18 protein-coding genes are annotated in these 19433 nt (G+C 70.4%); 13 read left to right on the forward strand and 5 right to left on the reverse strand.

All coding sequences use genetic code 11. The features are described from left to right. Positions 1-254 precede the first annotated feature (254 nt). The 9 genes from DEJ50_RS05730 to pssA all read left to right on the forward strand — a co-directional run bounded on the left by DEJ50_RS05730 (position 255) and on the right by pssA (position 11302). Complete coding sequence (locus DEJ50_RS05730; protein ID WP_150206503.1) at positions 255-2057, forward strand: 3-hydroxyacyl-CoA dehydrogenase family protein; 1803 nt, start codon at positions 255-257, stop codon at positions 2055-2057. Between the two features lie 154 nt (positions 2058-2211). After that, entirely contained in the window at positions 2212-3081 is an 870-nt protein-coding gene (locus tag DEJ50_RS05735) for a TetR family transcriptional regulator (RefSeq protein ID WP_190344301.1), read from the forward strand. Between the two features lie 396 nt (positions 3082-3477). After that, positions 3478-4815: a crotonyl-CoA carboxylase/reductase gene (ccrA, locus tag DEJ50_RS05740; RefSeq protein ID WP_150206505.1), complete on the forward strand. Its 1338-nt coding sequence runs from the start codon at positions 3478-3480 to the stop codon at positions 4813-4815. A gap of 31 nt (positions 4816-4846) precedes the next feature. Further along, positions 4847-6898, forward strand: a complete 2052-nt coding sequence (locus tag DEJ50_RS05745) for a protein meaA (protein WP_150206506.1) — start codon at positions 4847-4849, stop codon at positions 6896-6898. After that, entirely contained in the window at positions 6895-7869 is a 975-nt protein-coding gene (locus DEJ50_RS05750; protein ID WP_150206507.1) for an HpcH/HpaI aldolase/citrate lyase family protein, read from the forward strand. Before DEJ50_RS05745 ends, DEJ50_RS05750 begins: the two co-directional genes overlap by 4 nt. A 4-nt stretch (positions 7870-7873) precedes the next feature. Continuing rightward, positions 7874-8386 carry a MaoC family dehydratase gene (locus tag DEJ50_RS05755; protein WP_136212900.1) on the forward strand — a complete coding sequence of 171 codons (513 nt, stop codon included), beginning with the start codon at positions 7874-7876 and terminating at the stop codon, positions 8384-8386. A 2-nt stretch (positions 8387-8388) separates the two neighbouring features. Continuing rightward, positions 8389-9594, forward strand: coding sequence for an acyl-CoA dehydrogenase family protein (locus DEJ50_RS05760; RefSeq protein WP_150206508.1), 1206 nt, complete (start codon positions 8389-8391; stop codon positions 9592-9594). Positions 9595-9771: 177 nt separating this feature from the next. Beyond that, positions 9772-10428 (forward strand): phosphatidylserine decarboxylase, encoded by a 657-nt coding sequence (locus DEJ50_RS05765; protein WP_150206509.1) that lies wholly within the window; start codon positions 9772-9774, stop codon positions 10426-10428. Positions 10429-10519: 91 nt separating this feature from the next. Beyond that, entirely contained in the window at positions 10520-11302 is a 783-nt protein-coding gene (gene pssA, locus DEJ50_RS05770) for a CDP-diacylglycerol--serine O-phosphatidyltransferase (protein ID WP_223838075.1), read from the forward strand. 72 nt (positions 11303-11374) lie between these two features. Here the strand turns inward: pssA and DEJ50_RS05775 are convergent, their stop codons facing one another. The 5 genes from DEJ50_RS05775 to DEJ50_RS05795 are packed head-to-tail and all read right to left on the reverse strand — an operon-like array spanning position 11375 to position 16265. Then, positions 11375-12643, reverse strand: a complete 1269-nt coding sequence (locus DEJ50_RS05775; RefSeq protein ID WP_411757578.1) for an ABC transporter substrate-binding protein — start codon at positions 12641-12643, stop codon at positions 11375-11377. Continuing rightward, entirely contained in the window at positions 12640-13722 is a 1083-nt protein-coding gene (locus DEJ50_RS05780; RefSeq protein ID WP_150206510.1) for a branched-chain amino acid ABC transporter permease, read from the reverse strand. The genes DEJ50_RS05775 and DEJ50_RS05780 overlap by 4 nt, the downstream gene beginning before the upstream one ends. Further along, entirely contained in the window at positions 13715-14605 is an 891-nt protein-coding gene (locus tag DEJ50_RS05785) for a branched-chain amino acid ABC transporter permease (protein ID WP_150206511.1), read from the reverse strand. Before DEJ50_RS05785 ends, DEJ50_RS05780 begins: the two co-directional genes overlap by 8 nt. After that, positions 14602-15477: an ABC transporter ATP-binding protein gene (locus tag DEJ50_RS05790; RefSeq protein WP_150206512.1), complete on the reverse strand. Its 876-nt coding sequence runs from the start codon at positions 15475-15477 to the stop codon at positions 14602-14604. The genes DEJ50_RS05785 and DEJ50_RS05790 overlap by 4 nt, the downstream gene beginning before the upstream one ends. Continuing rightward, positions 15474-16265 (reverse strand): ABC transporter ATP-binding protein, encoded by a 792-nt coding sequence (locus tag DEJ50_RS05795; protein WP_150206513.1) that lies wholly within the window; start codon positions 16263-16265, stop codon positions 15474-15476. Before DEJ50_RS05795 ends, DEJ50_RS05790 begins: the two co-directional genes overlap by 4 nt. Positions 16266-16442: 177 nt before the next feature. Between DEJ50_RS05795 and DEJ50_RS05800 the strand changes: the two genes are divergently transcribed. From DEJ50_RS05800 to DEJ50_RS05815, 4 genes are all read left to right on the forward strand, one after another. Continuing rightward, the gene (locus DEJ50_RS05800) at positions 16443-17687 is read left to right on the forward strand and encodes a PucR family transcriptional regulator (protein ID WP_150206514.1); all 1245 of its coding nucleotides are present in this window, start codon (positions 16443-16445) and stop codon (positions 17685-17687) included. Further along, positions 17684-18205, forward strand: a complete 522-nt coding sequence (locus DEJ50_RS05805) for a cupin domain-containing protein (RefSeq protein WP_150206515.1) — start codon at positions 17684-17686, stop codon at positions 18203-18205. Before DEJ50_RS05800 ends, DEJ50_RS05805 begins: the two co-directional genes overlap by 4 nt. Then, positions 18202-18600, forward strand: a complete 399-nt coding sequence (locus DEJ50_RS05810) for a VOC family protein (protein WP_150206516.1) — start codon at positions 18202-18204, stop codon at positions 18598-18600. The genes DEJ50_RS05805 and DEJ50_RS05810 overlap by 4 nt, the downstream gene beginning before the upstream one ends. A gap of 88 nt (positions 18601-18688) precedes the next feature. Beyond that, complete coding sequence (locus tag DEJ50_RS05815) at positions 18689-19108, forward strand: SgcJ/EcaC family oxidoreductase (RefSeq protein WP_150206517.1); 420 nt, start codon at positions 18689-18691, stop codon at positions 19106-19108. Positions 19109-19433: the final 325 nt, after the last annotated feature.

The following is a 19433-nucleotide window of genomic DNA, read 5'->3' on the forward strand; positions in this document are numbered from 1 at the left end:
CCGCCCCCGCGTCGGTCGGTTCGGCATGTCTGTACGGCGGGCGCCCCGGGACAGGGCCCTTCGCCGCAGTACCGCCATGCACCGCGTATCGCATCGCGCACCGCATCCCATCGCATCGCGCACCACATCGCGTATCGCGCATCACCCCGCCGGCGCACACCGCACCCTCGCACCTCGCGCACGGCAGTCGCGCCCCTCTCTCTTCGCGCGTGCCCGCTCAGCCGTCACCCCTTTACCCTCACTGGAGTCCTGTCATGGACCTTCCGTCCACGTCCGGTCAGCCCACCCTTCAGACCGTTGCCGTCGTCGGCCTCGGCACCATGGGCACCGGCATCGCCGAAGTCCTCACCCGCGCCGGCCACGAGGTCATCGGCATCGATGTCAGCGAGGCCGCCGGCCGGGCCTGTGTCGCCGCGCTCGAGAACGCGACCGCCCGTTCCGTCGCCAAGGAGCGGATCACCGAGGCGGAGCGTCAGGGCGTGCTGTCCCGGCTGCGCACCTTCACCGATCTGCAGGCCGCCGTCCACGCCGATCTCGTCATCGAGGTCGTGCCGGAGGACTACGAGCTGAAGCAGCAGGTGTTCCGTGAACTGGACGCGATCGTCCGGCCCGACACGATCCTGGCGACCGGTACCAACGCCCTGTCCGTGACCCGGCTGGCCGCCGAATCGCAGCGCCCGGAGCGGGTGCTCGGCCTGCACTTCTTCAACCCGGCGCCGGCGATGAAGCTGGTCGAGGTGGTCTCCTCGGTGCTGACCGCCCCGCCCGCCGTGGCGGCGGTCACGGCGCTCGCCCGGTCGCTGGGCAAGGAGCCGGTCGCGGTCGGCGACCGCCCCGGGTTCGTCGCCGACGGGCTGCTCTTCGGCTACCTCAACCAGGCCGCCGCCATGTACGAGTCGAAGTACGCCTCCCGGGAGGACATCGACGCGGCGATGAAGCTGGGCTGCGGCCTGCCCATGGGCCCGCTCGCCCTGCTCGACCTGATCGGCGTGGACACCGCGCGGACCGTCCTGGAGGCCATGTACGCCTCCTCCGGCGACCGGCTGCACGCGCCGGCGCCGATCCTGGGCCACCTGACGGAGGCGGGGCTGACCGGCCGCAAGGCGGGCCGCGGCTTCTACACGTACGAGGCTCCCGGCAGCCCGGCGGTGGTCCGGGACGCGCTGACCCCGCTGGAGGGCTCCGGCCCGGTCGCGGGCCGGCCGGTGCGCTCGGTCGGCGTGGCCGGTTCCGGCACGATGGCGAGCGGGATCGCGCAGGTCTTCGCACAGGCCGGCTTCGAGGTGGTGCTGGCCGCCCGCAGCGACGCGAAGGCCGCCGCGGCGAAGGCGGCGATCGGGAAGTCCCTGGCCCGGGCGGTCGCCAAGGGCCGGCTGTCGGAGGAGGCCGCCGGGCAGACCCTGGACCGGATCACCCCGGCCGGCTCCCTGGAGGCGTTCGCCGAGGTCGACCTGGCCGTCGAGGCGGTCGCGGAGGACCTGGCGGTGAAGCAGGAGCTGTTCGCCGCCCTGGACAAGATCTGCAAGCCCGGTGCGGTGCTGGCCACCACCACCTCCTCGCTGCCGGTGATCGCCTGCGCCCGCGCGACCTCGCGCCCGCAGGACGTGATCGGGATGCACTTCTTCAACCCGGCGCCGGCGATGAAGCTGGTCGAGGTGGTCCGTACCGTGCTCACCTCCGAGGACGTGCACGCCACGGTCCGCGAGGTCTGCGCGAAGGTCCGCAAGCACGCGGTGGACTGCGGGGACCGGGCCGGGTTCATCGTGAACGCGCTGCTGTTCCCGTACCTGAACAACGCGATCAAGATGGTGGAGAACCACTACGCCTCGCTGGACGACATCGATGCGGCGATGAAGCTGGGCGGCGGGTACCCGATGGGTCCGTTCGAGCTGCTCGACGTGGTCGGCCTGGACGTCTCCCTCGCCATCGAGAAGGTGCTCCACAAGGAGTTCCGCGACCCGGGCCTGGCCCCGTCCCCGCTGCTGGAGCACCTGGTGGCGGCGGGCTGCCTGGGCCGGAAGACCGGCCGCGGATTCCGTGAGTACGCCCGGCGGTAACCCGCGGGCCCACGAGCCGGATGCGTGGGGAGGGCTGCTCGGGTCCGCCGGACCCTCACGGCGGACATACCCTCCCGAGCCCAGTGCGGGCCCTCCCCCGCATCCGTCCCACCCTTCGAGCGAGGACAGCCCTCGGGCGCGCGCTCCGGCGCGCATGCAGTACGTTCGCACTATGTCCCAGCCCGCCAAGACCCAGGCCCGCGCCGCCACGGCCTCCTCCGATGCCCCGGAGAGCGCCGCCGGCTCCCGGGCTGCCGCCCAGCGGCTCAAGATGCGCCGCGAGCTCGCCGCGGCGGCGATGGAGCTGTTCGCGACCAAGGGGTACGAGGCGACGACGGTCGACGAGATCGCCGCGACGGCCGGGGTGGCCCGGCGTACCTTCTTCCGGCATTTCCGGTCCAAGGAAGAGGCGATCTTCCCGGACCACGATGACACCCTGACCCGGGCCGAGGCGGTTCTCGACGCGGCTCCGGCCCATGAGCACCCGCTGGACACGGTCTGCCGGGGGATCAAGGAAGTCATGAAGATGTACGCCGCCTCGCCGGCGGTGTCGGTGGAGCGGTACCGGCTGACCCGCGAGGTGCCGGCCCTGCGGGAGCGCGAGATCGCCTCGGTGGCCCGGTACGAGCGGCTGTTCACCCGCTATCTGCTGGCCCATTTCGACGAGCACGACCACCACGACGGCAACGACGATCCGCTGCTGGCGGAGGTGGCGGCGTCGGCGGTGGTCACGGCCCACAACCACGTCCTGCGGCGCTGGCTGCGGGCGGGCGGGCAGGGGGACGTGGAGGCGCAGCTGGACCACGCCTTCGCGATCGTACGGAAGACCTTCGGCACCGGGATCGGTGCGGGCCGGGCGCTGGGTGCGCTGTCCGAGCCGGCCGGGGAGCCCGCCGGGGCGCTGGCCGGGGCTCCGGCCGCGGCGGTGCGGACCGAGGGCGAGGTGCTGGTGACGGTGGCCCGTACGGACGCTCCGCTGGACGAGGTCATGCGGACCATCGAGAAGGCACTCCGCAAGACCTGACCCATACGCGATCCGCGTCACAGTGGCCGCTCCCGTTCCGGGGGCGGCCACTGTCGTTTGTCCAGGTTGCCCCTACTCGCCGGTAACTGTGATCGATCATCGCTCATCTGCGCAGGTCAATCGGCAAATGAGAGAAAGTTTTGGCACGCGGTGCCTTGTCGAGTGACACGGGGTGCCATACGTTGAACTCGTCCGGATGTCCCCGCGGTCCACGCTCACCACGGCTCGGAACGCGCCCCGGATGCCTGCGTCACCAGGCACCCTCACCGCCCCACCACAGGCGTCACCCGCAGCACGCACCACGCAGCATGCACCGCCGAACCGACGGCACCCCTCACCACACAGACACGCACTTCTTCAGCGCACCCTCATTCAGCGCTCGCCGGAGGTACTCCCGTGAAGGACATTCTCAACGCGATCCAGTCGCAGGCCGCCACGGCCGACGACTTCGCGAACCTGCCGCTCCCCGACTCGTACCGCGCGATCACCGTGCACAAGGACGAGACGGAGATGTTCGACGGACTCACCACCCGCGAGAAGGACCCGCGCAAGTCCCTGCACCTGGACCAGGTCCCGGTCCCCGAACTCGGCCCGGGCGAGGCCCTGGTGGCCGTCATGGCCTCCTCGGTCAACTACAACTCGGTCTGGACCTCGATCTTCGAGCCGCTGTCGACCTTCGGCTTCCTGGAGCGCTACGGCAAGGTCAGCGAGCTCACCAAGCGCCACGACCTGCCGTACCACATCATCGGCTCCGACCTCGCGGGCGTGGTCCTGCGCACCGGCCCCGGCGTCAACGCCTGGCGGCCCGGCGACGAGGTCGTCGCGCACTGCCTCTCGGTCGAGCTGGAGTCCTCCGACGGCCACAACGACACGATGCTCGACCCCGAGCAGCGGATCTGGGGCTTCGAGACGAACTTCGGCGGCCTCGCCGAGATCGCACTGGTGAAGTCCAACCAGCTGATGCCGAAGCCGGCCCACCTCAGCTGGGAGGAGGCGGCCAGCCCCGGCCTGGTCAACTCCACCGCCTACCGCCAGCTGGTCTCCCGCAACGGCGCCGGCATGAAGCAGGGCGACAACGTCCTGATCTGGGGCGCCAGCGGCGGCCTCGGCTCCTACGCCACCCAGTTCGCACTGGCCGGCGGCGCCAACCCGATCTGTGTGGTCTCCAGCCCCGAGAAGGCGGACATCTGCCGCTCCATGGGCGCGGAGGCGGTCATCGACCGCAACGCCGAGGGCTACAAGTTCTGGAAGGACGAGCAGACCCAGGACCCCAAGGAGTGGAAGCGCTTCGGCAAGCGCATCCGCGAGCTGACCGGCGGCGAGGACATCGACATCGTCTTCGAGCACCCCGGCCGCGAGACCTTCGGCGCCTCCGTGTTCGTCACCCGCAAGGGCGGCACCATCACCACCTGCGCCTCGACCTCGGGCTACATGCACGAGTACGACAACCGCTACCTGTGGATGTCGCTCAAGCGCATCATCGGCTCCCACTTCGCGAACTACCGCGAGGCCTGGGAGGCCAACCGCCTGATCGCCAAGGGCAAGATCCACCCCACGCTGTCGAAGGTCTACTCCCTGGAGGACACCGGCCAGGCGGCCTACGACGTCCACCGCAACCTCCACCAGGGCAAGGTCGGCGTGCTCTGCCTGGCCCCCGAGGAGGGCCTGGGCGTGCGCGACCCCGAGATGCGCGCCAAGCACCTCGACGCCATCAACCGCTTCCGCAACGTCTGAGTCCACTCAAAGGCCGTAAGGATCGCCTGAGATGACAGAGCGCCAGAAGGACCGTCCGTGGCTCATGCGGACGTATGCCGGCCACTCCACGGCCGAGGCGTCCAACGAGCTGTACCGCCGCAACCTCGCCAAGGGCCAGACCGGCCTGTCGGTCGCGTTCGACCTGCCGACGCAGACCGGCTACGACCCCGACCACATCCTCGCCCGCGGCGAGGTGGGCCGGGTCGGCGTCCCGGTCTCCCATCTGGGCGACATGCGGCGGCTGTTCCAGGACATACCCCTGGAGCAGATGAACACCTCGATGACGATCAACGCCACCGCCATGTGGCTGCTGGCGCTCTACCAGGTGGCCGCCGAGGAGCAGGGCGCGGACATCTCCAAGCTCCAGGGCACCACCCAGAACGACATCGTCAAGGAGTACCTCTCGCGCGGGACGCACGTCTTCCCGCCCGGGCCCTCGCTCCGGCTGACGACGGACATGATCGCGTACACGGTCAACCACATCCCGAAGTGGAACCCGATCAACATCTGCAGCTACCACCTGCAGGAGGCGGGGGCCACTCCGGTCCAGGAGATCTCGTACGCGATGTCCACCGCCATCGCCGTGCTGGACTCGGTCCGCGATTCGGGGCAGGTCCCCGAGGACCGGTTCGGCGAGGTGGTCGCACGCATCTCCTTCTTCGTGAACGCGGGCGTCCGGTTCATCGAGGAGATGTGCAAGATGCGCGCCTTCGGCCGCATCTGGGACCAGGTCACCAAGGAGCGCTACGGCATCGAGAACGCCAAGCAGCGGCGCTTCCGGTACGGGGTCCAGGTCAACTCGCTCGGGCTGACCGAGGCGCAGCCGGAGAACAACGTCCAGCGCATCGTGCTGGAGATGCTGGCCGTCACCCTCTCCAAGGACGCCCGCGCGCGGGCCGTGCAGCTGCCGGCCTGGAACGAGGCGCTGGGCCTGCCCCGGCCCTGGGACCAGCAGTGGTCGCTGCGCATCCAGCAGGTGCTCGCCCATGAGAGCGATCTGCTGGAGTACGAGGACATCTTCGCGGGATCCCACGTCATCGAGGCCAAAGTCGACTCCCTGGTCGCCGACTGCCTGGCCGAGATCGACCGGATCCAGGAGATGGGCGGCGCGATGGCGGCCGTCGAGTCCGGCTACCTGAAGTCCCAGCTGGTCTCCTCGCACGCCGAGCGGCGGGCCCGGATCGAAGCGGGCGAGGACAAGATCGTCGGCGTGAACTGCTTCCAGCAGACGGAGGAGAACCCGCTGACCGCCGACCTGGACGGCGCGATCATGACAGTGGACCCGGCGACGGAGGCGCTCACCGTCGAGCGCATCGGCCGCTGGCGGGCCGAGCGGCAGGAGTCCTCGGACCGGCAGGGGAACGGCGATCCCTTCGTCTTCCCCACCACCGGGCAGGCCCTGGAGCGCCTCAAGGAGGCCGCGGCCGGCACCGAGAACCTGATGGAGGCCACCCTGGAGTGCGCCCGCGCGGGTGTCACCACCGGCGAGTGGGCGAACGCCCTCCGCGAGGTCTTCGGCGAGTTCCGGGCCCCGACCGGGGTCTCCTCGGCCCCGGTGGCGGTCACCGCGGAGGAGGGCACTCCGCTGGCCCTGGTCCGCGCGAAGGTCTCCCGTACCGCCGAGGACCTGGGCTCCGGCCGGCTGCGCCTGCTGGTCGGCAAGCCGGGCCTGGACGGGCACTCCAACGGGGCCGAGCAGATCGCCGTGCGGGCCCGCGACGCCGGGTTCGAGGTGGTCTACCAGGGCATCCGGCTGACGCCCGAGGAGATCTCCTCGGCTGCGCTGGCCGAGGACGTGCACTGCGTGGGACTGTCCATCCTGTCCGGCTCGCACAGCGCGCTGGTGCCGGACGTGCTGGAACGCCTCCGCACGGCGGGGGCGGGTGACATCCCGGTCGTGCTCGGCGGCATCATTCCGAACGCCGACGCCATCGCCCTCAAGGCGGCCGGAGTGGCCGCCGTCTTCACACCGAAGGACTTCGGTATCACGGAGATCATCGGCCGTATCGTCGACGAGATCCGGAAAGCGAACAAGCTCGACCCTCTGGAGGTCCCCGCATGACCACGCCCACGTCTCCCGTGAACCGGCTGCGTCCGCGCCGCTCCTGCCTGGCGGTGCCGGGCTCGAACCCCCGCTTCCTGGAGAAGGCCCAGGGCCTGCCGGCCGACCAGGTCTTCCTGGACCTGGAGGACGCCTGTGCGCCCCTGGCCAAGCCCGAGGCCCGCCACACCATCGTCAAGTTCCTGAACGAGGGCGACTGGACCGGCAAGACCCGGGTCGTGCGCGTCAACGACTGGACCACCCACTGGACGTACCGGGACGTGGTCACGGTCGTCGAGGGCGCCGGACAGAACCTCGACTGCATCATGCTGCCGAAGGTCCAGGACGCGCAGCAGATCGTGGCGCTGGACCTGCTGCTCACGCAGATCGAGAAGACCATGGGCTTCGAGGTCGGCAAGATCGGCATCGAGGCGCAGATCGAGAACGCCCAGGGCCTCAACAACGTCAACGCGATCGCGCAGGCCTCGCAGCGCGTGGAGACGATCATCTTCGGCCCGGCCGACTTCATGGCCTCGATCAACATGAAGTCGCTGGTCGTGGGCGAGCAGCCGCCCGGCTACCCGGCGGACGCCTACCACTACATCCTGATGAAGATCCTGATGGCCGCCCGGGCGAACAACCTGCAGGCGATCGACGGCCCCTACCTCCAGATCAAGAACGTCGACGGGTACCGCGAGGTCGCCGGGCGTGCCGCCGCCCTCGGTTTCGACGGCAAGTGGGTGCTGCACCCGGGCCAGGTCGAGGCGGCCAACGAGGTCTTCTCCCCCTCCCAGGCGGACTACGACCACGCCGAGCTGATCCTGGACGCCTACGAGTGGTGCACCTCCGAGGCGGGCGGCAAGAAGGGCTCCGCGATGCTCGGCGACGAGATGATCGACGAGGCCAGCCGCAAGATGGCCCTGGTCATCGCCGGCAAGGGCCGCGCCGCCGGCATGCAGCGCACGTCGAAGTTCCAGATCCCGGAGGCCTAGGACCATGCAGTTCGGACGCACGTACGAAGAGTTCGAGGTCGGCGCGGTCTACAAGCACTGGCCCGGAAAGACGGTCACGGAGTACGACGACCACCTGTTCTGTCTGCTCACGATGAACCACCACCCGCTCCACATGGACGCGAACTACGCCGAGAACACCACGGATTTCGGCAAGAACGTGGTCGTGGGCAACTACATCTACTCGCTGCTGCTGGGCATGTCCGTCCCGGACGTCTCCGGCAAGGCCATCGCCAACCTGGAGATCGAGTCGCTGCGGCACGTGGCGCCGACCTTCCACGGCGACACCATCTACGGCGAGACCACGGTCCTGGACAAGACCCCGTCGAAGTCGAAGAACGACCGCGGGATCGTCTACGTCGAGACCAAGGGCTACAAGCAGGACGGCACCCTGGTCTGCGTCTTCCGGCGCAAGGTGATGGTCCCGACCGAGACGTACATCAAGGAGCGCGGCGGCGAGCAGCCCGGCCGCCCCCAGCTGAAGGAACAGGGGAAGTAGCCATGGCACGACTCGCCCAGACCGCCGGGCTGACCGACGTCCAGCAGGAGATCCTCAAGACCGTCCGGGAGTTCGTCGACAAGGAGATCATCCCGGTCGCGACCGAGCTGGAGCACCGCGACGAGTACCCGCAGCAGATCGTCGACGGCCTCAAGGAGCTCGGCCTCTTCGGGCTGATGATCCCGGAGGAGTACGGCGGCCTGGGCGAGTCGCTGCTCACCTACGCCCTGTGCGTGGAGGAGATAGCGCGGGGCTGGATGTCCGTCTCGGGCATCATCAACACGCACTTCATCGTCGCGTACATGCTCAAGCAGCACGGCACCCAGGAGCAGAAGGAGTACTTCCTCCCCCGGATGGCGCTGGGCGAGGTGCGGGGCGCGTTCTCGATGTCCGAGCCGGCCCTCGGCTCGGATGTGTCGGCGATCACGTCCAAGGCGGTGAAGGACGGTGACGAGTACGTCCTGAACGGCCAGAAGATGTGGCTGACCAACGGCGGCTCCTCCACCCTGGTGGCCGTGCTGGTGCGAAGTGACGAAGGACACCCGGAGGGGTCCGCGCCGCACAAGTCGATGACCACCTTCCTGGTGGAGAAGGAGGCCGGCTTCGGCGAGGTCCGTCCGGGCCTGACCATCCCCGGCAAGATCGACAAGATGGGCTACAAGGGCGTCGACACGACCGAGCTCATCATGGACGGACTGCGCATTCCGGCCAATCGTGTCCTGGGCGGGACCACCGGCCGAGGGTTTTACCAAATGATGGACGGGGTCGAGGTCGGCCGCGTCAACGTGGCGGCGCGTGGCTGCGGCGTCGCACAGCGTGCGTTCGAGCTGGGTGTCTCGTATGCCCAGCAACGTCACACTTTCGGGAAGCCGATCGCCCAGCACCAGGCCATTCAGTTCAAGCTGGCCGAGATGGCTACCAAGGTCGAGGCCGCCCATGCGATGATGGTCAACGCAGCACGCAAAAAGGACTCCGGGGAACGAAACGACCTCGAAGCAGGGATGGCGAAGTACCTCGCCTCCGAGTACTGCAAGGAGGTGGTGGAGGACGCCTTCCGGATCCACGGCGGATACGGATTCTCCAAGGAGTACGAGATCGAGCGGCTCTACCGTGAGGCGCCGATGCTGCTCATCGGTGAAGGTACCGCCGAAATCCAGAAAATGATCATTGGGCGACGCCTGCTCGAGGAGTACCGACTGCAGGGCTGAACGTCCCCTTTCGCCCCCCTTTGGGGGCGAAAAGGGTCACATCCAGTCACCGGCCTTCGGTCACCGACTCGGCTTCTGGCTTGCCCAGTTGTTGCGCGCAACCGATAGCATTCCAGTAAAGCCGCCGTCCCGTCCCCCCGTTTACGGCGCGGCAATCCCTCGCTACGAAGGTCATCCATGCCCCACAGCCAAACCTCTGCACCTCGCGACAGCCTCTCCGGCGTACGCCTCGCGCGCGGAGCATCGCCGTGGCTTCTGCCGACCGTCGCCGCCGCGGCGCTCAGCCTGACCCGGGCCCGCACGTCCGGACGCTGGGCCGCGGCGGCCGTGCCCACCACCGCACTCGCGGCGGGCATGCTGTGGTTCTTCCGCGACCCCGAGCGAGAGATCGCCCAGGGCCGGGTCATCTCGCCCGCCGACGGCGTGGTGCAGAGCATCATGCCGTGGAAGGACGGGCGGACCCGCGTCGCGATCTTCATGAGCCCGCTGAACGTCCACGTCAACCGCGCGCCGCTGGCCGGCACGGTGACGTCCGTGGAGCACATCCCCGGCGGGTTCGTCCCGGCGTTCAACAAGGAGAGCGAGAACAACGAGCGCGTTGTCTGGCACTTCGACACCGAGCTCGGCGACATCGAGATGGTGCAGATCGCGGGTGCGGTCGCCCGTCGGATCGTCCCCTACGTGCCGGCCGGCACGAAGGTGGAGCAGGGCGAACGGATCGGTCTGATCCGCTTCGGCTCGCGCGTCGACATCTACCTCCCCGAGGGCGTCGAGGTCGCGGTCGAGGTCGGCCAGGCCACGACCGCGGGGGTGACCCGAATTGACCGTGACTGATCCCGAATCACCGACGAGCCGCCGGACCGACCACACCGACCGCACCGACTGGGTGCCGGAGGCGGCGCCCGCAGAGGCCGACAGCGAGGAGATGCCCCTCTCGCTGCGGCTGTCGATAGCGGACACCCTCACCCTCGGCAACGCGACCTGCGGATTCATGGCGGTGTACTTCACCACCACCGGAATCCTCATCCCGCACCTCACCGGCAGCACCGAGACGGGCATGGCCCGGCACAGTGCCGCGACCGCGGTGATACTGATGCTGCTGGCGGCGGTCTTCGACCTGTTCGACGGGCTCGTGGCGCGCAAGCTCCGCAGCTCGCCGATGGGTGCCGAGCTGGACAACCTGTCCGACCTGATCAGCTTCGGTCTGGCCCCGGCGTACTTCGTGCTCGTCTACGGCATGGTCGCCGACGACGCGCACCAGAAGGTGTCGGCGGTGGCCGCGATCGTGGTGCTGCTCGCCGTCGTGCTCAGACTCGCGAGATTCAGCTGCGTGACCATGAAGGACGGCATGTTCCAGGGCATGCCGAGCCCCTTCGGTGCGCTGACGGTCGTCTCGATCGTGCTGCTCGAGCTGCCGTTCGTGCCGACCCTGCTGGCGATCATCGGGGTGGCCTGGCTGATGGTGAGCCGGGTCGAGTACCCCAAGCCGCGGGGCGTCCTCGCGGCGGCGATGCTCAGCTGGATCGTGGGTGCGATGGGGCTGCTGGCGGCCTGGGCCTTCGACGCTCCGGGCGGTCAGCTGCTGCTGCAGACCGGCTGCGCCCTGCAGATCGTGCTGGCCGCGACCATTCCGCTGTTCGCGACGACGCGCCGGGTGAACACCTTCCGGCACAACCGCCGCGAGGCGCGTGCCACGCAGGTTCCGTAGCCTGCAGGCCGACGTACACGAGAGGGCCCGGACGCCGATGGCGTCCGGGCCCTCTCGTCGTGCCCGGCCCGCTCAGCCCGCGGGGGTGAAGTTGAGCGCCGCAGGGGCGGTCATCGCCTCCTTGACCACCTTCAGGCCTCCCGGGACCTTCTCGTCCGGCTTCATGATGATGCTCTGCCGGGTGGACGGGGCCTTGGGGTCCGAGAAGTCGTGGGTGATGCCGAAGCCGCTCTCGTACGCCTTCAGGCCCAGCAGCGCCTTGCCCACGCCCTCCCGGGTGAGGTCCTTGTCGGCGCAGGCCTTCTTCAGCACCTCCCCGTACATGCTCGCGGCCGTCCAGCCCGCCACCACCCCGTTGTCCAGCCCCGCGCCCGGGTACTCCGCCTTGTACGCGGCGGCCAGACCGGCCGGGCCGGCCTCCTCGGAGCCGATGGGCAGGGTCGAGGCGGCGACGTAGTAGTCCTTCTGCAGGGCCGCCCCGGCCGGGGTGGCCAGCAGCTGCGGGGCGTAGGCCGAGTTGTTTCCGATGAACGGCACGTTCCAGCCGCCCGCCGCCGCGACCCCGACCAGCGAGGCCGCCTGGCGCGGGCCCGCACTGATCACCACGGCCTTCACCCCGGCCTGCTTCAGCGCCGCGACCTGCGCGGTCATATCGTTGTCGGTCGGTTTGATCTTCTGCTCGAAGACCGTGAGCCCGGCCTCCTTCGCCGCGTGCTTGGCCCCGGCCAGCGCGTTCTCCCCGTAGTCGCCCTCGAAGTAGACGTGCCCGATCTTGTCCCCCGAGGCGATCCGCTTCTGGTCGAGCAGCCAGCCGATGGCGTTGACCGTCTCGATGTCGTACGTCGCGCCGACCGTGCGGATGTACGAGCTGCCCAGCAGCGAGGCGGACCAGGCCTGCGGGACGACCAGGCCCTTGTCCTGGCCGTCGATGCGCTCCTTGACCGCGGCCACGAACGGCGAGCCGATGAACTGCGCGAAGCCCAGCACCTTGGGCTCCAGCTCGGTGTACGCGGCCAGTGCCTTCTGCGGGTCGTAGCCGTGGTCGCGGACGGTCAGTTCGATCTTCCGGCCGCAGATGCCGCCCGCGGCGTTGGTCTGCTTCACCCACAGCTGCTGGGCCTGGGTGACACTCTTGCCGAGCGAGGCGTAGACCCCGGTCATATCGGTGAGCACACCGAGCTGGATGGCGGAGTCGGTGACCCCGTCGCCGGTCTTCACCCCGCCGGAACCCTGCTGGTCCTTGTCCGAGCTGCCGGCCTTGCTGCTGCAGCCGGCGGCGCCAGCGACGGTGAGGACCAGCGCGGTCGCCAGGGCCGCGGTGCCGAATCCGGATCTCTTCACGCTTGCTCCTTCTTCGAAGGTGTGAGGCGGGTGAGGGCGGTGATGCGCAGGAGGCCGCCGGGCAGGAACAGCACGACCAGGACGACGGCCGCGCCGTACAGGTAGCGGGACGCCTCGCCCGGGGAGACCCCGCCGGTGCCGGGGGCGGACACCAGTGGGAGGGCGTCGCTGTAACGGGTGAGCAGCTGGGGCAGCAGGGAGACGAAGGCGGCACCGACGACGGCGCCGGCCACCGAGCCCAGCCCGCCGATGACGATCATGGCGAGGTATTCGAGGGACAGCACCATGCCGAAGTAGTCGGGCACGGTCCGCTGGAAGACCAGGGCCAGCAGCACCCCGGCCAGGCCGGCGTACATCGAGGACAGGACGAACACGGCGGCCCGGTAGCGGGCCACCGGCACACCCATCACCCCGGCGGCGATGGTGTGGTCGCGGATGGCGTTCATGGCCCGGCCGGGGCGGCCCCGCAGGACGCCCCGGGCGAACAGGGCGCAGGCCAGCAGGGCGGCCAGGGCGACGTACCAGAGCTTCTCGGCGGACTGGAACGGGACGGCGGCGACCACGGTCTCGGTGTCGTCGAAGGTGAGGCCGAAGAGGGACAGCGGCTCGACGGAGCGGCCGTTGAACCCGCCGGTCAGGCTGGTGGCGTTGAACAGCACGTGCTGGCCGATGAAGATCAGGGCGAGGGTGGCGATGCCGAGGTAGGCGCCGCGCAGCCGGCCGGCGATGGGGCTGAACAGCCCGCCGACCGCCCCGGTGAGGGCGACGGCCAGCACTGCGGCCAGCCAGCTGGGCAGCCCCAGCCCGACCAGTTCGTGCCCGCCGGCCTTCGTACCGTCCCCGGCCAGGGCGCAGTACCCGTACGCGCCGACGGCGAGGAAGAACGCGTGCCCCATGGAGAGCTGGCCGGTGGCCCCGGTGAGCAGGTTGAGGCCGATGGCCCCGATGGCGGCTGCGATGGCGAACAGGCCCGCCTGGAGCCAGAACCGGTCGAGGTAGAAGGGCAGGGCGAGGAGCACCACGGCCCCGGCGGCCCACAGGGCCCGGCGGACAAGGTCAGAGCGGACAAGGTCAGACACGCGCCAGCTCCTTCGTACCGAACAGGCCCGCCGGGCGGATCAGCAGGACCACGACCATCACCAGATAGGGCGCGAGATCGCCGATCCCGCGGCCGAGGAAGGTCAGTTGGCTCTGGTAGCCGGTGGCCAGGGCCTCGGTGACGCCGACGATCAGGCCGCCGGCCAGGGCCCCGGTGGTGGAGTCGAGGCCGCCGAGGATGGCGGCCGGGAAGGCCTTGAGGGCGGCCAGCGAGGTGGACCGCTCCAGGCCCGGGGTGGGGAACACGGTCAGGAACAGCGCGGCCACGGCGGCCAGCGCCCCGGCCACGGCCCAGGCGGCGAGTGAGACCCGGCCCAGCCGGACGCCCATCAGCGCGGCGGTCTCCGGCTTCTCGGCGGCGGCGCGCATGGCCACGCCCCAGGAGGTGTACCGGAAGACCAGCAGGAAGACGGTAATCAGCAGGCCGGCGGCGAGGATCGCGGCGATCCGGGTCTGGGCCAGGGTGACCGGTCCGAGGCGTACCACCGCGCTGCCCCAGGGGTCGCCGAGTGAGAGGACGTCGGTGCCGATGCGGCGGGTGAGGTCGGTGATGAGCAGGATGTCGACGCCGATGGTGACGATGGCCAGGACGCTCTGGTCCTGGCCCCGGTAGCGGCGCATGACGAGGAATTCGATGCCCGCGCCGACGGCGGCAGCCGCGGCCACCCCGACCGCGAGTGCGAGCCAGAAGCCGAGGTCCTCGTGGAGGGTCGCGGTGACATAGCCGCCGGCCAGCAGCAGCGAGGCGTGGGCGAAGTTGACCACCTCGGTGGCCTTGAAGATGACCACGAAGCCCAGCGCGATCAGGGCGTAGACGGAACCCATGGACAGCCCGCCGAGCAGCAGTTCGAGGAAGGTGCTCATGCCTCCTCCCCCAGGTAGGCCCGGACCACGGCCGGATCGTTCTGCACCTCGGCGGGGCTGCCCCCGCCGATCCGCTTTCCGAAGTCGAGTACGGTCACCGCGTCCGCGAGCCGCATCACCACCCCCATGTCGTGTTCGACCAGCACGATCGAGATGCCGAGACCGTCGCGGACACCGGCGATGACGGCGGCCGTGCGCTGCCGCTCGTCGGCCGTCATACCGGCGACGGGTTCGTCGAGGAGCAGCAGCCGGGGCTCTGTGCACAGGGCCCGGGCCAGCTCGACGAGCTTCTGTTTTCCGTACGGAAGGGAGCCCGCGGGCGCCGCGAGATCGCCTTCCAGGCCGACGAACGCGGCGATCTCCCGGACCCGCTCGCGGTGCCGGCGGTCCTCGCGGGCGGCGGCCGGCAGCCGGAGGCCGGTGGCCAGGAATCCGGACCGCATCAGCCGGTGGCGGCCGAGCAGCAGGCTGTCGGCGACGGTGGTGTGCGGGGGCAGCGCCAGGTTCTGGAAGGTGCGGGCGACCCCGAGGGCGGCCACCGCGTGCGGGGCGAGGCCGGTGAGTTCGGTCCCGCCGAACCGGACACTGCCCGAGGTGGCCCGGTACACGCCGGAGAGCACGTTGAAGCAGGTGGACTTGCCGGCTCCGTTGGGGCCGATGACGGCGTGCACGCTGCCGGGCGCCACGGTGAAGGAGACCGCGTCGAGGGCGGTGAGTCCGGCGAACCGGACGGTGACGCCGTCGACGACGAGCTCGGCGGACACGGTCTCGGGGGACACCGTCTCGGGGGACCCGGTCTCGGGGGACCCGGTCTCGGGGGACCCGGTCTCGGGGGACCCGGTCTCGGGGGACCCGGTCTCGGGGGTGCTCATGCGGACCACCTGCGCAGCTCCCGGGCGGGCCGGCGCGGCCCCGGCACCCCGGGCTCGCCGATGCCCAGGTAGCGGCGGCGGACCTCGTCGGAGGCCGCCAGCTCGGCGGCCGGGCCCTCCAGGGTGACCTCGCCGACCTCCAGTACGTACGCCCGGGAGGCCAGCCGCAGCGCCAGCGCCGCGTTCTGCTCGACCAGCAGCACGGACGTACCGGCGGCATTGATCTCGGTGACCGTCTCGGCGATGGTCGCGGCCATCTTCGGAGCCAGCCCGAGGGACGGCTCGTCGAGCAGCAGCAGCCGGGGCCGGGCCATCAGGGCCCGCCCCAGGGCGAGCATCTGCTGCTCGCCGCCGGACAGCAGCCCGGCCCGCTGCCGGGACCGCCGGGCCAGCACCGGGAACAGCTCGTGCACCCGGGCGAGCGAGGCGGCCACTTCGGCCCGGGAGCCGGCCCGCGCACCGAGCGTCCCGGCCCGCAGGTTGTCCGCCACGCTCATCCGGGCGAACACCTGCCGCCCCTCCGGAACCTGTACCACCCCGGCGGCCACCACCTCGGCCGGGCTCAGACCGTCCAGCGGCCGTCCGTCGAAGCTGATGCCTCCCCCGGTGACGGCGCCCCGGTGGAACCCCAGGGTCCGGGACACCGCGCGCAGCAGCGTGGACTTCCCCGCGCCGTTGCCTCCCAGTACGACGGCCACGGCACCGGCCGGCACCTCCAGCGACACGGAGCGCAGCGCCCGCACCGGCCCGTAGCCGATGGACAGCGCCCGCACCTGAAGCGAACCCACGTCCTCTCCCTTCCTTGTGCTGGCGCACACACCAGCACCGGCCGGACCGCGCGTCCACGGCCGGAAGCCGAATCGCTGCCGATGACCAGCCGGAAGCGGGGTGCGGTTGTGCAGGCGCACAGACCTGCGGTCGCGGTCCATGACGGGAGCCGGGCGGGGGTGACATCCTCTGCGGCCATGGGCGGGCAGAGAGCGCGTACGGACGTGGAGTGGTCGGTTCTGCTGGGGGCTGCCGAGGTGCTGATGGACCGGATCCCGGCCCTCACCGACCAGTTGATCGGCGACCTGGTGAAACATTCACCGCTGTTCGATCTGGCGGTCCCGCGGGACGAGCACTGGCAGCAGGTGAGCGAGGCGATGCACTACGGCATCGAGGCCTTCGCCGCGCGCCGTTCCGAACCCCGCAAGGACCTCGTCTACGCGGAGGAACTGGGGCGCCGGCGGGCGGGCCAGGGGCTCCCGCTGGACCTGCTGCTGTACGCGTACCGGCGGGCGGGGCGGCTGACCTGGGAGGCCCTGCTGGACATCGTCACCGAACGGGATCCGGACGCCCTGCCGGTGCTCGCCCGTACCGCGGGTGCGATGTGGGCGGGCATCGAGCAGCAGGCCGCGGCGACGGCGGAGGCGTACCGGACCGCGGAGCGGGAGATGCGGCAGCGCAGCGACGAACGGGTCCAGGCGCTGCTGGACGCGCTGCTGGAGGGCGAGGCGGGGGTGGAACTGGCGGCCCGCGCCGCCGCCGGCCTGGACCTGCCGGAACAGGGGCGGTACGCGGTGGTGGTGCTGCCGGCCGACCGGAGGGACGCGCTGCACCGCATCGAGGCGGTCGGCGGGATGCGGCTGTTCTGGCGGATGCGGACGGAACGGGAACTGGCGGTGGTGGCCCTCGGGCCGTGCTCGCTGGACGACCTCACGGCGGAACTGACCGACCGCTGCCCGGGGCCGGGCGGGATCAGCCCGGTGGTGGACGGCCTCACCGAACTCGGCCGGGCCCGCCGACTGGCGGAAACCGCCCTGCGCACCTGCGGTCCGGAGGACCGCGCGCTGGTCCGCCTCACGGACCGGCTGCCCACCGCGCTGGTCGTGCGCCAGCCCGAACTCGCGGCGGAACTCATCGCCTCGGTCCTCGGCCCGCTGCTGGAACTGGACCCGGCGGACCGGGCGGTCCTGCTGGACACGCTGGACGCGTGGCTGGCCTCGGAGGGCTCGGCGGGCCGGGCGGCCACCCGCCTGTACTGCCACCGCAACACGGTCTTCAACCGCCTGCGCCGCCTGGAACAACTCACCTCCCGCTCCCTCTCCCGCCCCCACGACCTCACGGCCCTGACCCTGGCCCGCGACGCATACCGCCTGTCGACAACGCCACCCCCGACACTTTTCCCTCGTCAGACCGAGGAGCAAGATCATAAAATCAGGCCATGACCCAGGAAACGCCCCTTGAGACCCCGTCCGCCTCGCCGTTCGCGCCGGTGCTGACCCGTCATGCCGACGCCGAGACCTGCGCGGACCCCAGCAGTGTGATGACGCTGCTCGCCGACTCGGACAGCACGGACGACGGCTTCACCAGCTACCGGTCCACGTTCGCCAAGGGGGCCGTGGGAGCGCCCGCGCACTTCCACACCAAGGCGACGGAGCTGTTCTTCGTGATCAGCGGTTCCCTCCAGGTGCTGGTGGGCGAGGAGGTCACCGTCCTGGAGGCGGGCGACTTCCTGGCCGTTCCGCCCCACACGCCGCACGCCTTCGCGGCGGCGCCGGGCTGCGAGGCGGACGTCCTGTTCGTCTTCACCCCGGGCATGGGCCGCTTCGACTACCTCCGTCTGCTCGGCCGGGTCATGCGTGGCGAGGCCGATCCGAAGGAGATCGCCGAGTCCGCCGAACGGTTCGACAACCACTACGTCGACAGCCCGGCCTGGCGTGCCGCCCTGGAGGCGTCGGCGTGATCGACGCAGCGCTGCACGTCCGGGTGGCACGGCCCTCCCGGGACCTCGCCGCCGCGGAACGCTTCTACGTGCACGGCCTCGGCCTGGACGTCCTGTGGCGCACCACCGAACGCGTCCCGGGCGAGCACGACCTCCTGATGGTCGGCCCGCCCGGTGCCGGCTGGCACTTCGAGCTGACGCACGACCCCGAGCACCCGCTGGAGCCGACCCCGACGGTGGACGACCTGTTCGTGGTCTACCTCGGCACTCCCGTGGACGAGTCCTCGGTCGACCGCCTGGTGGCGGCCGGCGGAACCCGTGTCCCAGCGCACAACCCGTACTGGGACGAGCACGGCGTGACGATCGCCGACCCGGACGGCTACCGCCTGGTGCTGTGCTCGCGCACCTGGGCTTGACCTCGATCTTGGTCGAGGTTGTTGGGTGAGTGGTGGCCGCAATCGCAGCCACCACTCACCCACCCGCCCGGAACGGAAGGACACCGTCATGTCGACTGACATTCTCATAGTGGGAACGATCTCGCCGGGGACCCAGGCCGCAGTGACCGCTGTGGTGAAGGGCCTGGAGCATGCGTTCAACACGAAGGACCCGGTCGCACTCGGCGAGCAGTTCACCGAACACGCCTCCTGGACCAACGCGGGGGGCACGCGACTTGACGGCAGGCCGGCCATCGTCGAGTTCAGCGGCCCGGCGATGAAGACCTTCCTCCGCGACTCCTTCGCCCGGTACGACGTGGCCAAGATGCTGGAGATAGCCCCCGAAGTCATCGCGGTGAACGTGGTCCAGACCCGCACGGACAGCGCAGGCAACCCGGTGGACGGCCCACAAGGAGCGACGCTCTACGTAATCACCAAGGAAGCAGACAGCTGGCGCATCGCGGCCGGCCAAAACATGGCCGTCGCCTAACGCTCGCGCCGCCCCGCCTGATGGGGTCCCGACTCCGCCGGATCGGAACTCCCCACCCGCAAGGCGGGGAGTCGACCGGCCCGCTTGCCGCCTCACTGCCGGAGGGCATCGTGGTCGTTGGCGGTCTATGTCCGGCCCACAGGCGGCCTGGGGACGCCGAACCGGCGGGAGCGCGTAGCGATCTGGTGCGTTCCCGGGGCTCCGACCCGCCCGGCCAGTCCCGGGTTCGCTCTGCCACGGCTCACCGCCCGACAGGGCGGCCGGTCGGCCGGAGCCGCCGGCCGGCCTTCCCAGCCAAGCCGCATCCGGGGCGGGTCCCCCTTGC

Source organism: Streptomyces venezuelae (assembly GCF_008642295.1).
Lineage (GTDB): Bacteria > Actinomycetota > Actinomycetes > Streptomycetales > Streptomycetaceae > Streptomyces > Streptomyces venezuelae_C.

Bases quoted from the DNA above. Each gene is read 5' to 3' on its own strand.
- DEJ50_RS05800 (WP_150206514.1), top strand. From the start codon at position 16,443: ATGGGCGGGCAGAGAGCGCGTACGGACGTGGAGTGGTCGGTTCTGCTG.
- DEJ50_RS05765 (WP_150206509.1), top strand. From the start codon at position 9,772: ATGCCCCACAGCCAAACCTCTGCACCTCGCGACAGCCTCTCCGGCGTA.
- DEJ50_RS05735 (WP_190344301.1), top strand. From the start codon at position 2,212: ATGCAGTACGTTCGCACTATGTCCCAGCCCGCCAAGACCCAGGCCCGC.
- DEJ50_RS05745 (WP_150206506.1), top strand. From the start codon at position 4,847: ATGACAGAGCGCCAGAAGGACCGTCCGTGGCTCATGCGGACGTATGCC.
- DEJ50_RS05750 (WP_150206507.1), top strand. From the start codon at position 6,895: ATGACCACGCCCACGTCTCCCGTGAACCGGCTGCGTCCGCGCCGCTCC.
- DEJ50_RS05760 (WP_150206508.1), top strand. From the start codon at position 8,389: ATGGCACGACTCGCCCAGACCGCCGGGCTGACCGACGTCCAGCAGGAG.
- pssA (WP_223838075.1), top strand. From the start codon at position 10,520: ATGCCCCTCTCGCTGCGGCTGTCGATAGCGGACACCCTCACCCTCGGC.
- DEJ50_RS05805 (WP_150206515.1), top strand. From the start codon at position 17,684: ATGACCCAGGAAACGCCCCTTGAGACCCCGTCCGCCTCGCCGTTCGCG.
- DEJ50_RS05755 (WP_136212900.1), top strand. From the start codon at position 7,874: ATGCAGTTCGGACGCACGTACGAAGAGTTCGAGGTCGGCGCGGTCTAC.
- DEJ50_RS05785 (WP_150206511.1), bottom strand. From the start codon at position 14,605: ATGAGCACCTTCCTCGAACTGCTGCTCGGCGGGCTGTCCATGGGTTCC.
- DEJ50_RS05730 (WP_150206503.1), top strand. From the start codon at position 255: ATGGACCTTCCGTCCACGTCCGGTCAGCCCACCCTTCAGACCGTTGCC.
- DEJ50_RS05790 (WP_150206512.1), bottom strand. From the start codon at position 15,477: ATGAGCACCCCCGAGACCGGGTCCCCCGAGACCGGGTCCCCCGAGACC.
- DEJ50_RS05815 (WP_150206517.1), top strand. From the start codon at position 18,689: ATGTCGACTGACATTCTCATAGTGGGAACGATCTCGCCGGGGACCCAG.